Origin of the sequence: Quadrisphaera granulorum, from assembly GCF_003149145.1 — a bacterium.
In the GTDB taxonomy this organism is placed as follows: Bacteria; Actinomycetota; Actinomycetes; order Actinomycetales; family Quadrisphaeraceae; genus Quadrisphaera; species Quadrisphaera granulorum.
On sequence record NZ_QGDQ01000002.1, the window covers coordinates 248,033 to 267,741 of the forward strand.

Sequence of the window (19,709 nt, forward strand, 5' to 3'; positions counted from 1 at the left end):
GCGCAGATGCGGTCGTGGGTGGCGCACGCCCATGATCACGAGGGGAGGGGGGTGCTGGTGGCGGGAGCCCGGGGCGCGGATAGCGTCCGGAGGCGTGAGTGACCTCGCCGCCAAGGCCCAGACCCTGCTCGACCTGCACCGCGCCCCGGAGCTGCTGGTGCTCGCCAACGCGTGGGACGTCGTGTCCGCGCGCGCGGTGGCCGCCGTCGAGGGGACGAAGGCCATCGCCACGCCCAGCCACGGCATCGCGGCGACCTTCGGCTACGAGGACGGCGAGCAGATCCCCCTCGACCTGCACCTGGACATGGTCGCGCGCATCGCCTCCGACGTCTCCCTGCCGGTGACCATGGACTTCGAGTCGGGCTACGGGGACCCGGGCGAGACCACCCGCCGTGCGATCGCCGCCGGAGCGGTGGGCGGCAACCTCGAGGACGGGCTGAGGCCCCTGGAGGAGTCGGTGGCCGCCGTCGAAGCGAGCCTGCGCGCGGCGCGTGACGCCGGCGTGCCCGGCTTCGTGCTCAACGCCCGCACGGACGCGTTCACGAAGGCCCCTGCCGGACAGGACCCCACGGACACGCTCGCCGAGGCGATCACCCGGTGCAAGGCCTACCTCGAGGTCGGCGCGCCAGTGGTGTTCGTGCCCCGAGCCGCGCAGCGCGAGCACGTCGAGGCGCTCGTCTCCGAGCTCGGCCGCGGCGTCGTCACGCTGATCTCCATCCCCGGCGTCTCGCTGCCCGCGCGTGAGCTGGAGCAGCTCGGGGTGGCCCGCCTGTCCACGGGGCCCTTCACCCAGCGCGTGGCCCTCACCGCCCTGCAGGACGCCACGGCGGAGCTCCTCGCTGGCGGCGTGCTGCCGCCGGGTACGCGCGCTCTGAACTGACCGCCTTTCAGTCGGCGATCGATTCCAAGCCTTCAGTCGGCGATCGATTCCGAGCCGACGGCACGGTCTTCGGCACGGCGCGGCCCGCTCCTCCTGTCAGGAGCGGGCGCGTCGTCGTCCCCCGCCACCACCACGGTCCCGTCGAGGCCCTTGGCCCGATACATGGCTTCGTCGGCGCGCTCCTGCAGGACGACGGCGGACGTCGCGTGCAGCGGGGCGACCGCCACACCGGCGCTCGCCCCGACCGAGGCGGTGCTGTGCCCCAGGCGCACGGGCCGGCTCAGCACCGTCACGGCCGCGGCGGCACGGCGGCGGGCGGTCGCGCGATCGGCGCCGGGCACCACGAGGGCGAACTCGTCGCCGCCCAGCCGCACCACCACCTCGTCGCTGCCGGCGCTCTCGCGCAGGCGCCGGGCCAGCTCCACCAGCAGCTCGTCACCGGCGGCATGACCCAGCGTGTCGTTGACCGCCTTGAACCTGTCGAGGTCGATGACCACCAACCCGACGACGGCGCCGCCCTCCACCCCCGCGAGTGCTTCCTGGAGGGCGCGCCGGTTGCCCAGCCCGGTGAGTGCGTCGGTCATGGCCTGCGCTCGGATGTGGTTGAGCGCATCCAGCTGACGGAACACCACCACGGTCTTGGCCGTGACCAGCACCATCGTCAGCAGGGCGGCCCAGGCAGCCGCGCTGGTCAACGGCTCCACCAGGTGCCACGCGATCATGCCGATGCTCGTGGTGGTGAGAACCACCGGGGCGATGACCACGTCCGAGGTGCTCTCGAGGGCTGTCTCGCCTGCCGCGGGATCGCGCAGGAGGACGGCGATCGTGAGGGCGGCGGCGACGCCGACCCGCAAGACGGCCGCTGCGTCGGACCCCGGCCCGTACCCGGCCGAGGCAGCGAGTCCTGCGACCTCCGCGGCGAACAGCATCGCGGCGCCGGCGGTCAGGGTCCTCATCCGCGGATCGTGGGGGCGCAGCAGCAGCGTGGCGGTGAGAGAGAAGGTGGTGGCGATCTGCGCCGCTCCGGTGGGGACGAGCACGATCGTTGCCCACCCCCCACCGATCCCGGTGGACCGCTCCAGGAGCGGTGCGCCGAGCGCCCAGGTGACCCCCAGCGCCAGAACGGCGCCGCCCGCGATGTCGAGCCAGCTGCGTGCGGCCGAAGTGATCAACCGGCTGCGCAGCATCCGCATCTGGGCGATGACCAGGGATGCGCTGAGCGCCAACGAGGCTGTCCCCGCGAGCACCAACGGGGCGGCGGCGCCGCGCAGCGGCACGACGTCACCGATCGCCGTGAGGACCAGAAGCAGCAACCCGGCAGAGCACAGTGCCACGCCGCCCGGCGTGGCCCCGCCTCCCGGCACTGGCTCTCCTCGTGCTCGCTGCCAGCGGTTCGCTAAGAGCAGCACGAAGATGGCGACGAGCGCCCCCGCTGCCACGATCGCGGGGCTCAGATGGCCCACGGTCGCCTCGGATCCATGGCCCCCCCAGCCCGCGCCCTCTCCGGGCAGCGGAGGGCGCAACGTCCGATCCTCTCAGGCGTCGATCACCGGCGGAGAGGCATCCGTGACACGACGGGGCTGGCGGCGGCGTTGGCGCGCCCGGCAGGATCGCCTCATGGCAGATGAGTCCTCCGCATCCTTCCCTGGCCCCCGCGCCGACATCGGCGTCACCGGTCTGGCGGTCATGGGCCGCAACCTGGCCCGAAACTTCGCCCGGAACGGCCACGTGACGGCCCTGTACAACCGCACCCAGAGCCGTGTGGACGAGCTGATCGAGCAGTTCGGTGACGAGGGTGACTTCGTGCCCAGCACCGACCTGAAGTCCTTCGTGGCCTCCCTCAAGCGCCCACGCCGCATCATGATCATGGTGAAGGCCGGGAAGGCCACCGACGCCGTCATCGACGAGCTGGTGCCCCTCCTGGAAGAGGGCGACATCGTCATCGACGGCGGCAACGCCCACTTCGACGACACCCGCCGCCGCGAGCAGGCCCTCAAGGCCAAGGGCCTTCACTTCGTCGGCACCGGTGTCTCCGGTGGCGAGGAGGGTGCGCTCAACGGGCCGAGCATCATGCCCGGCGGCTCGAAGGAGTCCTACGAGGCCCTCGGACCGATCCTGGAGTCGATCGCCGTCGCCGTCGACGGCACCCCCTGCTGCACCTACGTCGGCCCCGACGGTGCGGGCCACTTCGTGAAGATGGTCCACAACGGCATCGAGTACGCCGACATGCAGCTCATCGCCGAGGCGTACGAGCTGCTGCGCCAGGGCCTGGGCAAGACCCCCGCCGAGCTCGCCGACGTGTTCCGCACCTGGAACGAGGGCGACCTCGAGTCCTTCCTCATCGAGATCACCGCGAGGGTGCTCGACAAGACCCACCCCGGTGCCGACGGCTCGCCGGTACCCCTGGTCGACCTCATCGTCGACGCCGCCGAGCAGAAGGGCACCGGCCGCTGGACGGTGCAGACGGCCCTGGAGCTCGGCGTGCCCACCACGGGCATCGCCGAGGCTGTCTTCGCGCGGTCGCTGTCCGGCTCGGTGGACCAGCGCAAGGCCGTGCAGGCCGCCGGCACCCTGGTCGGTCCCACCGGCGGGTCGCTCGCAGGCGCCGAGGCGGAGGGCTTCGTCGACGCCGTCCGTGACGCGCTCTACGCCTCCAAGGTGGTCGCCTACGCGCAGGGCTTCGACATGATCCAGGCCGGATCTGACCAGTACGGCTGGGACGTCGACAAGGGCGCCATGGCCACCATCTGGCGCGGCGGCTGCATCATCCGCGCGCAGTTCCTCAACCGCATCAAGGAGGCGTACGACAAGGACGCCCACCTGGCCTCGCTGCTCCTGGACGAGTACTTCGCCGCTGCCGTGGGCAACGCGCAGGACTCCTGGCGCCGCGTGGTGGCCACCGCCGTCCGGCTGGGCATTCCGGTGCCGGGCTTCTCCAGCGCCCTGTCCTACTACGACGGCCTGCGCCGCGAGCGCCTGGGTGCCGCGCTCGTGCAGGGCCAGCGCGACCTCTTCGGCGCACACACCTACGGCCGCGTCGACAAGCCCGGAACGTTCCACACGCTGTGGTCCGGCGACGGCTCCGAGGAGCGCCAGGACGCCCACTGACGCACGTCGTCCGCCCACAGGCGGGTGTCGCGGGTTCCCTGTCCACAGGGCCCCGCGGCACCCGCCTGATGCTGTCCGCACCCGCCGTCAGCCTGGCTGGCGAGCGGGTCGAGGGACCCGCAGCGAGGTGGGTGCTGACGTGGGATCGCTGTACCGGGGACCGTGGAACGGCTCGGCGTGCGCGTGCGGGCGGCCGGGGTGCGACGGGTCGGGCGCGCGCGAGGAGTGGCAGGAGCTGCTCGACCAGCTCCACGAAGACGTCGACGACGACGCCTGGCCCGAGGAAGACGTCCATGGCGACGGAGCCAACGACGATTTCGACGACGACGACGGCGGCTGGGGTGCCGGCCCCTACGGCCAGGGTCCGCCGCGCACCACAGCGGAGCTGATCTCCGACGCGGGGGACGCGCTGCGCACGGGCGGGCGGACCACCGCGGCCCAGGTGCTGGCCGCCGGGCGCGAGGACGAGGTGGACCTCGCCGTGAGGGCGCTGCTGCTGGAGACCCTCGAGCGTCGCTGGGACCGCGGCTGGGAACCCGCTGACGTGCTGCGCTGGACGCGTCGCCACCTGGGCGCCGACCGCGTTCCGCTCGCGGGGCTGGCGATCGGTGCCGAGCTGGCGCGCCGGGGCCGGGCCGACCTGCCCCGGCGCTTCCGCCAGCAGGTGGAGGCCGCGGGCGTCGGCGTGGGCGAGGCGTCGCTCGGCTTCCTGCGCGACGCCGGGGCGGACCAGCGATCGCTGGGTGCCGCGGAGGCGTTGTGGGCCCCGGTCTGGGCCGTCGTCGCCGCCCAGGCCCTCCAGCTGGCGCTGGAGCTGGATCGGCAGCCGCCGCTACCGGTGATCGGCACCGCGCCCGACGAGTCCCCGTGGACGCGGCCGGACGCGGCGCTCGAGGGAGCGGACCTCAAGGTGCTCGAGCGGGTGCGCCTGCTGCTGGCCAAGGCCGAGTCGACGACGTTCCCCGCCGAGGCCGAGGCGCTCACCGCGGCGGCGCAGAGCCTCGTGACGCGGCACAGCCTGGAGTCTGCGCTCGCCGCGAGCTCCGCGGCGGGCAGGCCCGGCGCGGGCGCGGGCTCCGCACCGAGCGGCGTGCGGATCGGGGTGGACGCCCCCTACGAGGGGCAGAAGGCTGCCCTGCTGGCGGCGGTGGCGCGCGCCAACCGGTGCAGCGCGGTGTGGCTGCGGTACGTGGGCTGCTCGATGGTGGTCGGCTTCGCCGCGGACCTCGCCGCCGTCGAGGTGCTGTTCACCTCGCTGTTGACGCAGGCCGTCCGCGGGATGACGGCGGCGGGCGCCGACGTGCGCCCCGGTGCGCGGACGCGGCGGCCGGAGTTCCGCCGGGCCTACCTGGAGTCCTTCGCCCGCCGCATCGGCCAGCGGCTCGACGAGGCGGCGCGCACCTCGGACTCCGAGGCCGCCGACCCCCGCCTGCTGCCCGTGCTGCGGGAGCGAGCGGCGGCGGTCGACGCTGCGGTGGCCGACGCCTTCCCCGAGCTGGTCACCCGCCGAGGCCCGCGGACGCTGGACCGGGCCGGATGGGCTTCCGGGTGGGCGGCTGCCGAGCTGGCCTCGTTGGACGCCGGGCAGGCCGTCACCGGGAGGGCGGCCCTGCCGAGCGCCGAGGGCGCCTGACGAACGGCCCCTGCCGCAGGCACGTCGCGACCGGCGCGGTGCTCCCTCCGAAAGGTTGGGAGGGGAGTGCCTCGCCGGTCGCGGGGTAGGGCACCCGTGAGCCGGTGGAGCAATCGCTGGTGCATACCTCGAACCGAGGAGCCTTCGTGTACCTCCACGTCCAGCAGCTCATCCATGACATCGCCCAGGACGAGCCGGACCCCGCGGCCGCCAACGCCCTGCAGGAGGGGCTCGGCGGCCAGTTCGGCGAGATGCGCACGATGATGCAGTACCTGTTCCAGTCGATGAACTTCCGCGGAGACCCCCGCTCGAAGCCCTACAAGGACCTCATGCAGGGCATCGGCACCGAGGAGATCAGCCATGTCGAGCTCATCGGGACGACGATCGCCCGGCTGACGGACGGTTCCCCGCGCTACCAGGGCAAGCAGACCGACCCGCTCGACGCCCCGGCCGCGGGCGGCGCGACGCCGCTGGCCAACGCCCTGAGCGAGGGCAACATCCACCACTACCTCGTCGGGGCGCAGGGGGCCTTGCCGGTCTACTCGGCCGGCAACCCGTGGAGCGGCTCCTACGTCTACAACTCGGGCAACCTCGTGCTCGACCTGCTCTACAACCTCATGCTCGAGTCGACGGGTCGGCTGCAGAAGTGCCGCCTCTACGAGATGACGAGCAACGCCACCGCCCGCTCGACGATCTCCTACCTCATCGTCCGCGACCAGGCCCACGAGAACGCCTACGCGCGGGCGCTGGAGACCCTCGGCGTGGACTGGAAGAAGACGCTGCCGATCCCCAAGACCAACGCCGAGCGCTTCCCGGAGGTCGCCGCGCTCGTGGAGAAGGGCCTGCAGAGCGTCAACTACACGTTCGACCTCACGGGGGCGAGCGAGGCGAGCAAGATCCTGCGCGGGCCGTCACCGTCGAACGACGGCACCGAGCTGTCGGTGCCGCGCCAGGCGCCCGAGGGTGGTGAGCCCATCGTGGTGGCCCCGCCGCGGTTCGAGGAGTACGCCCCCGGCGTCGACCCGGAGCTGCTGGAGCTCATCGCCGCCACGGCCGAGCTCGAGGCCGCCGAGGTGGAGAACACCTTCGAGGCCGTCGCGAAGGGCTGACCGCGCAGCTGGCGTTCCGGCGACACCCCGGGAACAGGGGTGGTGCGGGCGGGGTTGAGTCTCATAGGCTCAAGTCGTTCGCATCACTCCCGGAGGTCCTGTGGAGCTCAAGCTCACCACCAAGAGCCAGGAGGCGCTGGCCGCTGCTGCGTCCAGCGCCGTGGAGGCCGGGCACGCCCACGTGCTGCCCGCCCACCTGGCTCTCGCCCTGCTCGAGCAGGACGGCGTCGCCGCCGCCCTGCTGGCGGCCACCGGCGCCCAGGTGGCGCCCGTCCGCGAGCAGCTGCGTGCCCAGCTGGCGGCCCTGCCGTCGGCGTCCGGCGCCACCGTCGCCACCCCCCAGCTCTCCCGCCCCGCCCTGCAGGCGCTCACCGCCGCCCGCACCGCCAGCGAGGCCCACGGAGACTCCTTCGTCTCCGCGGATCACCTGCTCGTCGGGCTGGCCAGCGTCGAGGGCCCCGAGTCCGTCGCGCCGCTCCTGGCCCGCGCCGGCGCCACCCGTGACGCACTCATCGAGGCGCTCCCGGGCGTGCGCGGCGGCGCCCAGGTCACCACCGCCGACCCCGAGGGCACCTTCAAGGCCCTGGAGCAGTACGGCGTCGACCTCACAGCCCGTGCTCGCGAGGGCAAGATCGACCCGGTCATCGGCCGCGACGCGGAGATCCGCCGTGTCGTCCAGGTCCTGGCCCGGCGCACCAAGAACAACCCCGTCCTCATCGGCGAGCCCGGTGTCGGCAAGACCGCCGTGGTCGAGGGCCTGGCCCAGCGCATCGTCGACGGCGACGTGCCCGAGTCGCTGCGCGGCCGCCGCCTCATCAGCCTCGACCTCGGCGCCATGCTCGCCGGTGCCAAGTACCGCGGTGAATTCGAGGAGCGCCTCAAGTCCGTCCTCGACGAAATCAAGGGCTCCGACGGCGAGGTCATCACCTTCATCGACGAGCTCCACACCGTGGTCGGCGCCGGCGCCTCCGGCGGCGAGGGCGGCCTGGACGCCGGCAACATGCTCAAGCCCATGCTCGCCCGCGGCGAGCTGCGCCTCGTCGGCGCCACCACGCTGAGCGAGTACCGCGAGCGCATCGAGAAGGACGCCGCCCTCGAGCGCCGCTTCCAGCAGGTCTTCGTTGGTGAGCCCTCCGTGGAAGACACCGTCGCCATCCTGCGCGGTCTCAACGAGCGCTACGAGGCGCACCATGGCGTGGAGATCACCGACGCCGCACTGGTGGCCGCCGCGACGCTCTCGGACCGGTACATCACCGGCCGCCAGCTGCCCGACAAGGCCATCGACCTCGTCGACGAAGCCGCCTCCCGGCTGCGTATGGAGATCGACTCCTCCCCGGAGGAGATCGACGCCCTGCGCCGCGCCACCGATCGGCTGCGCATGGAGGAGATGGCCTTGTCGGCCGAGACCGACCCTGCTTCCCTCGATCGCCTGGAGCGGCTGCGCGCCGATCTGGCCGACCGCACCGAGCAGCTGGCAGCACTCACCGCCCGCTGGGAGCAGCAGAAGGCCGGCCTCAACCGCGTCGGTGAGCTGAAGCAACAGCTGGACGACGCGCGCTCCCGCTTCGAGCGTGCCTACCGTGACCTCGACTACGCCGTGGCCTCCCGCATCCAGTACGAGGAAATCCCCTCCCTGGAGCGTCAGCTCGCCGAGGCCCAGGCTGCTGAGGAGGACGGCGGCGCCGCCGGTGGCGGTGCGCCGCTCGTCGGCGAGCGCGTCGGCCCCGACGACATCGCCGCCGTCGTCGCCGCCTGGACCGGCATCCCCGTGGGCCGGCTGCTGGAAGGTGAGACCTCCAAGCTTCTGCGCATGGAGGAGGTCATCGGGCAGCGCCTCGTCGGGCAGCGAGACGCCGTCCGCGCGGTCTCCGACGCCGTCCGCCGGGCCCGCGCAGGCATCTCCGACCCCGACCGGCCCACCGGCTCGTTCCTCTTCCTCGGCCCGACGGGCGTCGGCAAGACGGAGTTGGCCAAGTCCCTGGCCGACTTCCTCTTCGACGACGAGCGCGCCATGGTGCGCATCGACATGTCGGAGTACGGCGAGAAGCACTCCGTCGCCCGGCTCGTCGGCGCGCCACCCGGCTACGTCGGCTACGAGGCCGGCGGGCAGCTCACCGAGGCCGTGCGGCGCCGCCCGTACAGCGTGGTGCTCCTCGACGAGGTGGAGAAGGCCCACCCGGAGGTCTTCGACGTGCTGCTGCAGGTCCTCGACGACGGCCGCCTCACCGACGGCCAGGGCCGCACCGTCGACTTCCGCAGCACCATCCTCGTGCTGACGTCCAACCTCGGCAGCCAGTTCCTCGTCGACTCATCGCTGTCGTCCGAGCGGCAGCGCGACGGGGTCATGGCTGCGGTGCGTGCCGCGTTCAAGCCGGAGTTCCTCAACCGCCTCGACGAGGTGGTCGTCTTCGACGCGCTGAGTACCGAGGACCTCGCCCACATCGTCGACCTGCACGTCGACGCCCTCGCCCGGCGCCTGTCCGACCGGCGCCTCCAGCTCCACGTGACGCCCGCCGCGCGCGAGCTGCTGGCCCTGGAGGGGTGGGACCCGGCCTACGGCGCCCGGCCCCTGCGCCGCCTCGTGCAGCGCGAGATCGGCGATGCCCTGGCCCGTGAGCTGCTCTCCGGCGGCATCCAGGACGGCGACGCCGTGCTCGTCGACACCTCCGCCGAGCCCCTGGGCTCCGGCCGCGACCGCCGCGCGCTGAGCGTGCGGCGCCTGGCCCCCGGCGAGCAGGTCCCCGACGGCAGCGGGGTCACCCCAGCTACGGATGGGGCCACAGGCGGGGCCGGAGACCCGGGCGAGCTCAAGGCGCTGCCCAGCGCCTGAGGCTTCCCAGAACCCCCCAGGTCTGAGGACGACGACGGGGGCCGGACGCTTCCAGCGTCCGGCCCCCGTCGTCGTCCTGGTCTCTTTCGAGGTCAGCTGCTGGGCTGGTCCGCGCAGGCGGTGGCCAGGTAGTCGCCCTCGAGCTCGCCGCCGGAAGAGCGCAGCAGCCCGACGGTGTTCCGCAGGGCCTCCTGGAACGCCGGCGCTCCGACGTACTCCTCGACGAGTTCGGTGGCGGCGGCGTCGTCGGCGTAGACGTCCATGAGGCGATCCTCCACGCCACGGTCTCCGAAGGTCGCGCAGGCCGTCGCGTCCGTCCACGCGGCCCGGCCGGTCCACCGACCGGCATCGCCCGTGGGTGAGGCGCCCGCCGTGCTGTTCGACGTGTCCTCGGAGGGGCTGCTCGCTGAGCTGCCAGATGAGCTGCCTGGTGAACTGCTCGGTGCGTTCGCCGACGGACTGGGCACGGTGGAACTCTCCGCCGCGGCTGCTGAGGCCTCCGACGACGCCGAGGCGCTCGCCGGGGTCTCGGTCGTCTCGGAGCACCCTGCGACGAGCGCCGCGAGCCCCAGCGCCGCCGCGGCCAGGCCCGTGCCGCGCGTTCTCGCCCGCAAGCGCCCGGCCGTCACGATCATGGCGCGATCACGGTGCGGTCGATCCAGTGGCCACCAGCGCGACCACGAGCAGGAGCCACAGCGCGAAGGCCAGGATCACCAGGGCCAGCACGGCGATCGACACCCAGAGGCCAGCCAGCGCCAGGCCACGGCCCTGGGTGCCGTCGCGTCGGGTGTTCTTGAGCCCGAGGATGCTGAAGACCAGGCCGAGCGGTGCGAAGACGAACGCGAACACGAGCCCGAGCACGGCCATGGTGTCCGTGGGGCGGGCGGGAGGAGGCATGACCGGGGGCGGCGGACCTCCGTAGCCGTAGCCGGCGGTGGGCTGGGACACGGGGGCCTCCCGGGGGTCGGTGCGCTGGTGGGTGCGTCGGTCGTTGCCACCAGCGGCGATCAGTGGCGATCAGTGGGGTGATCAGGGATCGGTACAGAGACTGCCGCACGGGCGTCCTCCCCGGCAGCTACCGCACCGTGGTTCACCCGAGCAGGGCGCCCACCTCTGCCGCGATGACGTCGGGGCGTTCCACGAGCATCATGTGCCCAGTGCCGGCCACCACGCGGAGGTGGGCCTTCGGCAGTGCGTCGACAAGCGCCTGGGCGTGAGATGTCGGGGTGAGCCGGTCGTGGTCTCCGACCACCACGCGGACGGGAGTGCCCGCCGCCGCGAGCAGCGGTAGCGCGGCGCTCTCGTCGTGGGCCATGAGGGCGGAGAACCACTCGCCGGTGGTGCGGCCCGACACCCTACCCATGGCGCGCATGGTGTCGGCGACCAGCCGCGGGTCGACCCCGGGCCCGTAGTTGGTGCGCTGCGCGAGCAGCCGCGGTGCCCTCGGCACGAGCACGTCCTGGGGCAGGCGGGCGAGTGCCGCCATGAGGGGCACCAGCGGGCGTCCCGCCGAGGACAGTCCTCCCGCGGAGGTGCTGACCAGCACCAGGCCCCGCGTGCGGGCGCCGAGCAGGCCGGGCACGCGCGCGCTCGCCGACAGCAGCGCCATCCCGCCCATCGAGTGGCCCACCACCACCAGCGGCCCCTCGGGGGCGCAGGTGTCGACGACGGCGGCGAGGTCGTCCGCGAGCCGGCTGATCGCCGCGATGGGCCGTGCCGCGGGGGCCAGCGGGCCCCGGGCGGCCGACGAGCCGTGCCCGCGCTGGTCGTAGCGCACCACACGGACGTCGGGGCGCTGCTCGGTGAGCACCGCGACGGTCCGGTCCCAGACGGCCGCGGTGAGGGTCCACCCGTGGACGAGCACCACGGTCGGTGGGGCCGGACGACGGCCGGCGAGGCGCTCGCGCCACCGCGGAGCCGGAAGCCGGGCGGGTTCGTGGACGTACGTGGCCAGGGCGGCGCCGTCGTCGGCGAGCACCCACCCGTCCGGTTCGCGCGGCCAGGCCAGGGCCCCCGGCGAGCCACCGAGCTCCTCGAGCTCGACGGCCGGCTCCGACGCGGCGTTCTCGCCGCGGTCCGATGTCGTCAGCTGCGTGGTCGCGCCGCCGGAGCGCCGCGGGGGCTGCCCGCCGAGGCGGCGGGTGGACCCGGCGAGCCCGGCGTCCCGCCAGGTCCGTGGGGCTCCTTGGGTGGACTGAGGCGAGGAGCGGAGGGACGATCGCAGGGACAGGCGTCGCGCAGCTCTCACCGGGTCTCGGCTCCCACCGGGTCTCGGTTGCACCTGGTCTGTCGGTGTGGGTTTCAGTCGAGGTCGACGACGACGGGGGCGTGGTCGGAGGCGCCCTTGCCCTTGCGTTCCTCGCGGTCGATGGAGGCGCCGGTCACCCGTGCGGCCAGCGCGGGTGAGCACAGCGCGAAGTCGATCCGCATGCCCTCGCGACGGGGGAACCGCAGCTGCTTGTAGTCCCAGTACGTGTAGGTGCCGGGCCCGGGGGCGTGCGGCCTCACGACGTCGGCGAAGCCCGCGTCGACCACGGCGTAGAAGGCGTCTCGCTCGGCAGGTGTCACGTGGGTGGAGCCCTCGAAGGCGTTCATGTCCCACACGTCGTCGTCCTGGGGGGCGACGTTCCAGTCACCGCACAGGGCCACCTGGGCCTGTGGGTCAGCGGCGAGCCACCCGGCTCCCGCCTCGCGGAGCGCCGCCAGCCACTCCAGCTTGTAGGCGAGGTGAGGGTCTTCCAGGGAGCGTCCGTTGGGCACGTACAGGCTCCAGACCCGCACCCCACCGCACGTGGCGCCGATCGCACGAGCCTCCGCCGCGGCCTCGACCTCCGGGGAGGACGTCCACCCCGGCTGCCCGGGAAAGCCGACCTCGACGTCCTCCAGCCCCACCCGCGAGAGCACCGCGACGCCGTTCCACTGGCTCAGGCCCGCATGGGCCACCTCGTACCCGACCTCACGGAAGGCGTCGTAGGGGAACTGCGCGTCCTTGCACTTGGTCTCCTGCAGGGCCACCACGTCGACGTTGCTGCGCTGCAGCCAGGCCACGGCCCGGTCGACCCGGGCGCGCACGGAGTTGACGTTCCAGGTGGCGATCCGCACGTCCGCGACGCTACTGGACGCCGCTGGGGGCACTCAGCGCGAGCTGGCCGGCCGCGTCGGCAGCGTCGAGCGCTCGACCTCGTCGCGGCCCGCGGCGGCCAGCTGGGCGGCCTGGGCCTCCAGCTCGCGGATGCGCTCGGCCTCGGCCGCGGCGGCCAGCCGGGCCTCCTCGCCGTGGAGCACGGGCGCGCGGGTCAGCGCGCGGCGCGTGAAGACGCCGTAGACGAGCAGGGCCACCAGCAGCGCGCCGGACATGATCAGGGCCATCGACGTGGCGGGCGCGAAGGGCAGGGCGCCGCCGAGCGGCGCCGCGGCGGCGGCCACGCCGTGCTGGGCGGCGCCTAGCAGGGCTGCGGTGGCCCCGGCCGCCGTAGCGTGCCGCTCCAGCGCCAGCACCGGGCTGTTGGGGATGACCAGCCCGATGCAGAACATCGTGGTCCACAGCGGGACCAGCAGCCCGAACAGACCACCTGCGCCGGTGGTGGCGGCGGCCACGAGCAGCAGCCCGCTGGTGGCTCCGGCCACGAGACCGCTGACCAGCAGGCCCTGCGAGGAGAACCGGTGCACCAGGGAGCCGTTCACCTGCGTACCCAGCACGAGCATGCCGCCCCCGGAGGCGAAGACCAGACCGAAGGTGGCCGCGCTGAGCCCGTACTGCTGCTGGAACGCGAACGACGACTGGGCGACGTACCCGAAGATCGCCGACATGGCCATGCCCGCGACGAGCACGAGCCCGATGAGCGCCGGGTCGCGCAGGAGGCCGACGTAACCGCGCAGGGCCGGGAGCAGGCGGAAACGGCGCCGCTGCCGCACCGGCACCGTCTCGGGCAGCAGCACCGCGACGGCCACGGCCAGCGACGCGGAGAGCACCGCGAGCGCCACGAACAGTCCGCGCCAGTGGAAGAGCTCCAGGAGCACGCCGCCGAGGGTCGGCGCGAACAGCGGCGAGGCACCCACGATGACCATGAGCCGGGCCTGCAGGCGCGCTGCTCCTCGACCGTCGAACTTGTCGCGGACCACCGCCAGCGCGATGACGGCTGCCGCGGAGGTACCGAGGCCCTGCAGCACGCGCAGCGCCGAGAGGACCTCGATCGAGGGAGCGAGCGCGCACAGCAGGGACGCGACGACGTGGACGCCCAGCCCGATGATCAGAGGACGACGGCGGCCGACGGCGTCGGACAGCGGGCCCACGAGGAGCATTCCCAGGGCCACGCCGGCCATGGTGCCGGTGAGCGTCAGCTGCACCTGCGAGGCGGAGGCCCCCAGCTCGGACTCGAGCTCGGGGAAGGCGGGCAGGTACAGGTCGATGGTGAAGGCGCCCAGTGCGGCGAGGCTGCCGAGCAGCACCACCCACGCGGCGCGGCGGCGCAGCGGGAGGGCTGTGAAGTCGCGTTCAGGGAGCGAGGTGGGAGGGGTCGGCTCGTTGGTCGGCTGGGGAGTCGGCACAGTGGTGGGCACAGTCCTCGTCGGACGTCGGGTGGGGACGGCGATTGCTTGTGACAACCAGCCGGCTCCCAGTTTCTCACGATGGACGCCATTCGTCACGGAAGATGTCGAACGACCGGTCGGGATCGCTGGGTGATCGCCCGCACGTCATGGTGCATCCCGCAGGTCGACCAGACGCGCGCCGGAGGGCTCGCTTTCACTAGCCTCACCCGCGTGACCAGCGACGCCACCAGCGCTCAGACCCCTTCCGCGACGGGCGCGGCCCGTGCCCGCCTCCTCCAGCTCATCTCCGACCTCGCCGTCGTGCGCGGTCGGGTGACGCTCTCCTCGGGGGCCGAGGCCGACTACTACGTGGACCTGCGCCGGGTGACGCTCCACCACGAGGCCGCCCCGCTGGTCGGCGAGGTCCTGCTCGACCTGCTCACCGAGCAGCTCCCCGGTGGCCTGGAGGGTGTCGACGCCGTGGGCGGTCTCACCATGGGCGCCGACCCGGTGGCCTGCGCACTGCTGCACGCCTCGAGCGTCCGCGCCGCCGCGGGGCAGGGCAGCCCGCTCGACGCCTTCGTCGTGCGCAAGGAGGCCAAGGCCCACGGCCTGCAGCGCCGCGTCGAGGGCCCTGACGTTGCGGGGCGGCGCGTCGTGGCCGTCGAGGACACCTCCACCACCGGCGGCTCGGTGCTCACCGCCGTCACCGCGCTGCGCGAGGCGGGCGCGGACGTGGTGGCCGTGGCCGTCATCCTCGACCGGGCCACCGGGGCCAAGGAGGTCGTCGAGGCGCAGGGGCTGCCCTACCTGACCGCCTACTCCGTGGACGAGCTCGGGCTCTGACCGGCGCCGCGCCCGCCGTCGTCGTCCTGCTGACCTTCACGGGGAGCGGGGCCGCGGCGGCGGGCCAGGCGGTTCCTCACCGCGGCGACCACCGGCACCACCACCGACAGCGCGACGGCCGTGCCGGCCACCACGTAGGCGGCCGTCTTGAGCCACGGCACGGTCGCGGCGAAGTAGCCCAGCACGATGAGCCCGGCGCCCCAGATGAGCGCCCCCGCCAGCGTCGCGGCCAGGAACTGCGAGTAGCGCATGCGGGAGACCCCCGCGAGTACCGGCACGAAGGTGCGTGCCCACGGGATGAACCGGGCGACCACCAGTGCCACCGGCCCGAACCGCTCGTAGAAGGCCTCCGCGCGCGCGAGGTGCACGAGCACCTTCGGGGGGCGCTTCTCCAGCCACGGGCGCCCGTATCGCGCGCCGGTCCAGTAGCCGACCGCGTTGCCGGCCGTCGCCGCGACCGCCGTGCCACCGGCGAGCAGCCACAGGCTCACCCCCGGTGACGCCTGCGCGACCAAGCCCGCCGTAAAGAGCACCGTGTCTCCGGGCATCCAGAACGCGATCAGGACGCCCGACTCCACGAACACCAGGGCCCACACCACCGCGTAGAGGGCACCGGCGGACAGCTCGGCGAGGTCGGGCACGGTGTCGCGTCGGGCTGCTCGTCCTCAGACGAGGTCGACGACGTCCGCGATCGAGTCGAGGATGCGGTGCGGCCGGAACGGGTACCTGTCCACGTCGGCGAGGGCGGTGGAACCCGTGAGCACGAGGATCGTCTCCAGGCCCGCCTCGATGCCGGCGACGACGTCGGTGTCCATCCGGTCACCGATCATCACGGTGCTCTCGGAGTGCGCGTCGATCCGGTTGAGGGCCGAACGGAACATCATCGGGTTCGGCTTGCCCACGTAGTACGGCTCCCGGCCGGTGATCTTGGTGATCATCGCGGCGACGGCGCCCGTGGCGGGCAGCTTGCCCTCCAGCGACGGCCCGGAGGCATCGGGGTTGGTGGCGATGAACCGCGCCCCGCCCTCGATGAGGCGTACCGCGCGCGTGATCGCCGAGAACGAGTAGGTGCGGGTCTCGCCGAGCACCACGTAGTCGGGGTTGGTCTCGGTGAGGGTGTACCCGGCCTCGTGCAGGGCCGTGGTCAAGCCGGCCTCGCCGATGACGTAGGCGGAGCCGCCGGGGTTCTGCTCGGCCAGGAACTTGGCCGTGGCCAGCGCCGACGTCCAGATGGCCTCCTCGGGCACGTCGATGCCGGAGGCGTGCAGCCGCGCGCGCAGGTCACGCGGGGTGTAGATCGAGTTGTTGGTGAGCACGAGGAAGCGCCGCTCGCGCTCGACGAGCCGCGCGAGGAAGGCGCTCGCGCCGGGAATCGCCGAGCCCTCGTGCACGAGGACCCCGTCCATGTCCGTCAGCCAGGTCACCGGCGACGTGCGCTCGCTCACGCGGCCCACCCTAGGCCGGGGGTGTCGCCCCGCGCGCGTCGCCGCTGGGCGGCTGACCTCCCGGAGGTCCGGACATTCCGGTGGCCGCCTGCGTCGTCGCGTCGATGCCGACCCGGAGGGTGACCACGTAGCCGGTGGTGATGTCGCCGGTGATCGAGGGGGTCTGGCTCACGCCCTGGTCGTCGCTAAAGACGCCGTCGGTGGCCAGGGAGACCTTCGCGAGGTTGGTCACCGACTGTTCGTACCCGGCGGCATGTGGTGCCTCGTCTGGTTGCGTCGTCGTCGTGGTGGAGGACTGGTGGGCAGGCTCGCGTCCGGTGGGCAGCCACAGGTCCGCTTCCCGGCGCGGAGGCGGACGTCAACGTGCCCACCGGACCTGAGGCTCCCCAGTTGAGACCGGGACGGCAGGGTGGCTGTGTGCAGGAAGGCCGGCGAGAGCTTGACGACGACGGCGACCGCGCCCGTGTGGTCGGGGTGGGGCCCTGGGCCGACGAGCACGTCGAGCCACCCCCGGACGACCCACGACTCGACCCCGAGCTGCTGCGCGAGGGTGACCGGCGCAACGTCGTCGACAGGTACCGCTACTGGAGCGAGGCGGCCATCCGGGTCGACCTCGCCGAGCGCCGGGCGCGCGACTGGCCGGGCGCGGAGCTCCACGTGGCCGTGGAGGGTTTCCAGCACGACATGAACGTCGGTTCGGTGGCCCGCACCGCCAACGCCGCGGGGGCGGCCGGCTTCCACGTGGTGGCCGACCGCCGCTGGAATCGCCGCGGCGCGATGGCCACCGACAGGTACCTGTCGGTGCACCACCATGCCAGTGCCACGGAGCTCCTCGCGTGGGCGCGCGAGCGTGACCTCGTCGTCGTCGGGCTCGACAACGCCCCCGGGGCGGTGCCTCTGGAGACCAGCGACCTCCCCGCCCGCTGCATGCTCGTCATCGGTTCGGAGGGGCCGGGCCTTTCCGAGGACGTGCTGAGCGCCAGCGCTCTGCTCGTGGAGATCGCGCAGTTCGGCTCCACCCGGTCGATGAACGCCGGAGCGGCGGCCGCGGTGGCCGTCCACGCGTGGCTGCGCCGGCACGCGTTCGGGCAGGTGCCACCGCGCGGCTGAGCGCTGCCCGCAGCGGGGAGGGCAAGGTACGTGGTGTCCGGCGTGCTCGGAGCCGGTGGGAGGATCTGCGGCGAAGCTCACACGAGGAGGGACCCACGCATGCCCATCGCCACTCCCGAGGTCTACGCGGAGATGCTGGAGAAGGCCAAGGCCGGCTCCTTCGCCTACCCGGCGATCAACATCACGAGCTCGTCCACCATCACCGCAGCCATCCAGGGCTTCGCGGAGGCCGGCAGCGACGGCATCATCCAGGTCTCCACCGGCGGCGCCGAGTTCGCGTCCGGCTCGACCGTCAAGAACATGGTGCGGGGCGCCGAGGCCCTGGCCGAGTTCGCCCACCACGTGGCCAAGGGCTACGGGGTCAACATCGCCCTGCACACCGACCACTGCCCGGCCGACAAGCTGGACACGTACGTGCGCCCCCTGATCGCCATCAGCGAAGAGCGCGTGAAGAACGGCCGCGACCCCCTGTTCCAGTCGCACATGTTCGACGGCTCCGCCGTCCCGCTGGACGAGAACCTCTCCATCGCGGCCGAGCTGCTGGAGCGCTCCGCGGCAGCCAAGATCATCCTTGAGATCGAGGTCGGTGTGGTCGGCGGCGAGGAGGACGGCGTCGCCAACGAGATCAACGACCAGCTGTACTCCACCCCCGAGGACGCCATCGCCACCGCGAAGGCTCTCGGCGTGGGCGAGAAGGGCTACTACCTCACCGCCCTCACCTTCGGCAACGTGCACGGCGTCTACAAGCCGGGCAACGTCAAGCTCAAGCCCGAGGTGCTCAAGGCCGCACAGGACGCCGTCTCGAAGGAGTTCGGCGGCGGTGACAAGCCGTTCGCCCTCGTCTTCCACGGCGGTTCCGGCTCCACCGCGGAGGAGATCGGCCAGGCCGTCGACTACGGCGTCGTCAAGATGAACATCGACACCGACACGCAGTACGCGTACACGCGTCCCGTCGCCGACTTCATGTTCAAGAACTACGACGGCGTCCTGAAGGTCGACGGCGAGGTCGGCAACAAGAAGAAGTACGACCCGCGCACCTGGGGCAAGATCGCCGAGGCCGGCATGGCGGCCCGCGTCAAGGAGGCCTGCGAGCACCTGCGTTCCGCGGGCACCTCGCTCAACGCCTGACGCACCCCGGCAGACGACGAAGGCCCCCGGCTCCGGCCGGGGGCCTTCGTGCTGTGGGACTCAGGCGACGAGCCCGCCGCCCGGTCCGCCGGGGTGGTCATCGCCACCGTCGCTGCCGTCGTCGCTGCCGTCGGGCAGCGTGTGGTCGATCCCGGGGTCGTCCTCAACCACCGTGAGGACCTGGCTGATGCTCGTCACCTGGATGAGGAAGCGGACCAGGTCGGGCGGCCGGATGAGCACGAGCTTGGAGGGACTGCGGGAGGCCAGGCGCGCGAGGAAGGCGACGCCGGTGGAATCCATGAACGTCACGTTGCGGACGTCGACCTCCACGGGGAGTCCCGAAGCCTCCACGTCGGCGGAGGCCTCCAGGAGGTCGTGGCCGAGCTCGGCGTCGACCTCGCCGGTCAGCACCACCCGAGCCTTGCGGCTGCCGAGGATGACGTGGACGGAGCCTGGTTCGCCGCCATCCAGTCCCTGCTCCGGACCTGCCACCCGCACCTCACCCTCACTGCATGGTCACCGCTCCCCACCGGCGGCGGCCGCTGGGCCCGCTGCTGGAGCTCCCACGGCTCCACGGACGATACGGGGTCTTGGCCCTGTCACGGCAGCGGCCTTCCCCAGGAGTCGTCCGGCGGCCCACTCCGAGGGGGCCCTCAGGCCGACGGGCTACGCCAGGGCCCCGGGCCCGCGGACGGCGCGCAGCGGTGCGCGACGTCGACGTCGTAGGCGTCCAGTGCGCCGCACAGCTCCAGCACGAAGCTGACGCGCTCGTCGGCTCCCCGCAGCACCGCACGCGCGCCGGCGCGTTTGGCCGTCTCGGCGAGAACGATGAGGAACGCCGCTCCGGCGGAGTCGACGAATGCCACGGAGCACAGGTCGACGACGACCTCCTCCACGTCCGCCTTGCTGGCGCGGGCGGTGAGTTCGGGGAAGCGTGCCCGCTCAGCGAGGTCGAGGTCGCCCTCGGCGCTGACGGTCAGCGTCGCCCCCGAGACGCTGGCCTCGATCACAGCTCGATCACGGACAGCGACGGTAGCCGACCGCTCCGCAGTCATGCGCGCCTCGTCCTGCCGGTTGATCCGGACGGCGG

The 19,709-nt window shown here is 72.9% G+C and carries 19 protein-coding genes; 8 read left to right on the plus strand and 11 right to left on the minus strand.

Annotated features, from left to right (window positions below):
• Window positions 1-94 precede the first annotated feature (94 nt).
• A complete protein-coding gene (locus tag BXY45_RS03530; RefSeq protein WP_245961625.1) occupies window positions 95-880 on the plus strand; it encodes an isocitrate lyase/PEP mutase family protein in 786 nt (261 codons plus the stop codon).
• Between the two features lie 32 nt (window positions 881-912).
• On the opposite strand, the gene BXY45_RS03535 is transcribed toward BXY45_RS03530, so the two are convergent.
• Window positions 913-2,244, minus strand: coding sequence for a GGDEF domain-containing protein (locus tag BXY45_RS03535; protein WP_109772904.1), 1,332 nt, complete (start codon window positions 2,242-2,244; stop codon window positions 913-915).
• Window positions 2,245-2,497: 253 nt separating this feature from the next.
• Between BXY45_RS03535 and gndA the strand changes: the two genes are divergently transcribed.
• The 4 genes from gndA to clpB all read left to right on the plus strand — a co-directional run bounded on the left by gndA (window position 2,498) and on the right by clpB (window position 9,560).
• Complete coding sequence (gndA, locus tag BXY45_RS03540) at window positions 2,498-3,988, plus strand: NADP-dependent phosphogluconate dehydrogenase (RefSeq protein ID WP_109772905.1); 1,491 nt, start codon at window positions 2,498-2,500, stop codon at window positions 3,986-3,988.
• Between the two features lie 139 nt (window positions 3,989-4,127).
• The gene (locus BXY45_RS03545; RefSeq protein ID WP_146211066.1) at window positions 4,128-5,621 is read left to right on the plus strand and encodes a DUF2786 domain-containing protein; all 1,494 of its coding nucleotides are present in this window, start codon (window positions 4,128-4,130) and stop codon (window positions 5,619-5,621) included.
• A gap of 146 nt (window positions 5,622-5,767) precedes the next feature.
• Window positions 5,768-6,730 (plus strand): manganese catalase family protein, encoded by a 963-nt coding sequence (locus tag BXY45_RS03550; protein ID WP_109772907.1) that lies wholly within the window; start codon window positions 5,768-5,770, stop codon window positions 6,728-6,730.
• A 100-nt stretch (window positions 6,731-6,830) separates the two neighbouring features.
• Window positions 6,831-9,560 (plus strand): ATP-dependent chaperone ClpB, encoded by a 2,730-nt coding sequence (gene clpB / locus BXY45_RS03555; protein WP_109772908.1) that lies wholly within the window; start codon window positions 6,831-6,833, stop codon window positions 9,558-9,560.
• Between the two features lie 92 nt (window positions 9,561-9,652).
• On the opposite strand, the gene BXY45_RS03560 is transcribed toward clpB, so the two are convergent.
• The 5 genes from BXY45_RS03560 to BXY45_RS03580 all read right to left on the minus strand — a co-directional run bounded on the left by BXY45_RS03560 (window position 9,653) and on the right by BXY45_RS03580 (window position 14,120).
• Complete coding sequence (locus BXY45_RS03560) at window positions 9,653-10,195, minus strand: hypothetical protein (protein ID WP_109772909.1); 543 nt, start codon at window positions 10,193-10,195, stop codon at window positions 9,653-9,655.
• Window positions 10,196-10,202: 7 nt separating this feature from the next.
• Window positions 10,203-10,508, minus strand: a complete 306-nt coding sequence (locus BXY45_RS03565) for a DUF4190 domain-containing protein (protein ID WP_109772910.1) — start codon at window positions 10,506-10,508, stop codon at window positions 10,203-10,205.
• 142 nt (window positions 10,509-10,650) lie between these two features.
• Window positions 10,651-11,808, minus strand: a complete 1,158-nt coding sequence (locus BXY45_RS03570) for an alpha/beta fold hydrolase (protein ID WP_109772911.1) — start codon at window positions 11,806-11,808, stop codon at window positions 10,651-10,653.
• Window positions 11,809-11,861: 53 nt separating this feature from the next.
• Window positions 11,862-12,662, minus strand: coding sequence for an exodeoxyribonuclease III (locus BXY45_RS03575; protein ID WP_109772977.1), 801 nt, complete (start codon window positions 12,660-12,662; stop codon window positions 11,862-11,864).
• Window positions 12,663-12,695: 33 nt separating this feature from the next.
• Complete coding sequence (locus BXY45_RS03580) at window positions 12,696-14,120, minus strand: multidrug effflux MFS transporter (RefSeq protein ID WP_146211067.1); 1,425 nt, start codon at window positions 14,118-14,120, stop codon at window positions 12,696-12,698.
• A gap of 201 nt (window positions 14,121-14,321) precedes the next feature.
• On the opposite strand from BXY45_RS03580, the gene pyrE reads away from it, so the two are divergent.
• Window positions 14,322-14,936, plus strand: coding sequence for an orotate phosphoribosyltransferase (gene pyrE / locus BXY45_RS03585; protein ID WP_245961626.1), 615 nt, complete (start codon window positions 14,322-14,324; stop codon window positions 14,934-14,936).
• Here the strand turns inward: pyrE and BXY45_RS03590 are convergent.
• Genes BXY45_RS03590 through BXY45_RS03600 form a run of 3 tightly spaced genes read right to left on the minus strand, consistent with a single transcriptional unit; the run spans window position 14,909 to window position 16,613 of the window.
• Window positions 14,909-15,577, minus strand: a complete 669-nt coding sequence (locus BXY45_RS03590) for a DedA family protein (protein ID WP_211319188.1) — start codon at window positions 15,575-15,577, stop codon at window positions 14,909-14,911. The genes pyrE and BXY45_RS03590 overlap by 28 nt on opposite strands.
• Before the next feature lie 24 nt (window positions 15,578-15,601).
• Window positions 15,602-16,342 carry an HAD-IIA family hydrolase gene (locus BXY45_RS03595; protein WP_109772980.1) on the minus strand — a complete coding sequence of 247 codons (741 nt, stop codon included), beginning with the start codon at window positions 16,340-16,342 and terminating at the stop codon, window positions 15,602-15,604.
• A 49-nt stretch (window positions 16,343-16,391) separates the two neighbouring features.
• On the minus strand, window positions 16,392-16,613 hold the full coding sequence (locus tag BXY45_RS03600; protein ID WP_109772913.1) for a hypothetical protein: 222 nt from the start codon (window positions 16,611-16,613) through the stop codon (window positions 16,392-16,394).
• 185 nt (window positions 16,614-16,798) lie between these two features.
• On the opposite strand from BXY45_RS03600, the gene BXY45_RS03605 reads away from it, so the two are divergent.
• On the plus strand, window positions 16,799-17,491 hold the full coding sequence (locus tag BXY45_RS03605) for a TrmH family RNA methyltransferase (RefSeq protein ID WP_109772914.1): 693 nt from the start codon (window positions 16,799-16,801) through the stop codon (window positions 17,489-17,491).
• A 99-nt stretch (window positions 17,492-17,590) separates the two neighbouring features.
• Complete coding sequence (fbaA, locus tag BXY45_RS03610; RefSeq protein ID WP_109772915.1) at window positions 17,591-18,619, plus strand: class II fructose-bisphosphate aldolase; 1,029 nt, start codon at window positions 17,591-17,593, stop codon at window positions 18,617-18,619.
• 60 nt (window positions 18,620-18,679) lie between these two features.
• On the opposite strand, the gene BXY45_RS03615 is transcribed toward fbaA, so the two are convergent.
• Both BXY45_RS03615 and BXY45_RS03620 read right to left on the minus strand, forming a co-directional pair.
• Window positions 18,680-19,111 (minus strand): STAS domain-containing protein, encoded by a 432-nt coding sequence (locus BXY45_RS03615; protein WP_211319189.1) that lies wholly within the window; start codon window positions 19,109-19,111, stop codon window positions 18,680-18,682.
• A 161-nt stretch (window positions 19,112-19,272) separates the two neighbouring features.
• Window positions 19,273-19,629 carry an STAS domain-containing protein gene (locus BXY45_RS03620; protein WP_109772917.1) on the minus strand — a complete coding sequence of 119 codons (357 nt, stop codon included), beginning with the start codon at window positions 19,627-19,629 and terminating at the stop codon, window positions 19,273-19,275.
• Window positions 19,630-19,709: the final 80 nt, after the last annotated feature.

Coding starts and splice junctions, on each gene's coding strand:
- fbaA (WP_109772915.1), top strand. CDS start 17,591: ATGCCCATCGCCACTCCCGAGGTCTACGCGGAGATGCTGGAGAAGGCC.
- BXY45_RS03560 (WP_109772909.1), bottom strand. CDS start 10,195: ATGATCGTGACGGCCGGGCGCTTGCGGGCGAGAACGCGCGGCACGGGC.
- gndA (WP_109772905.1), top strand. CDS start 2,498: ATGGCAGATGAGTCCTCCGCATCCTTCCCTGGCCCCCGCGCCGACATC.
- BXY45_RS03595 (WP_109772980.1), bottom strand. CDS start 16,342: ATGGACGGGGTCCTCGTGCACGAGGGCTCGGCGATTCCCGGCGCGAGC.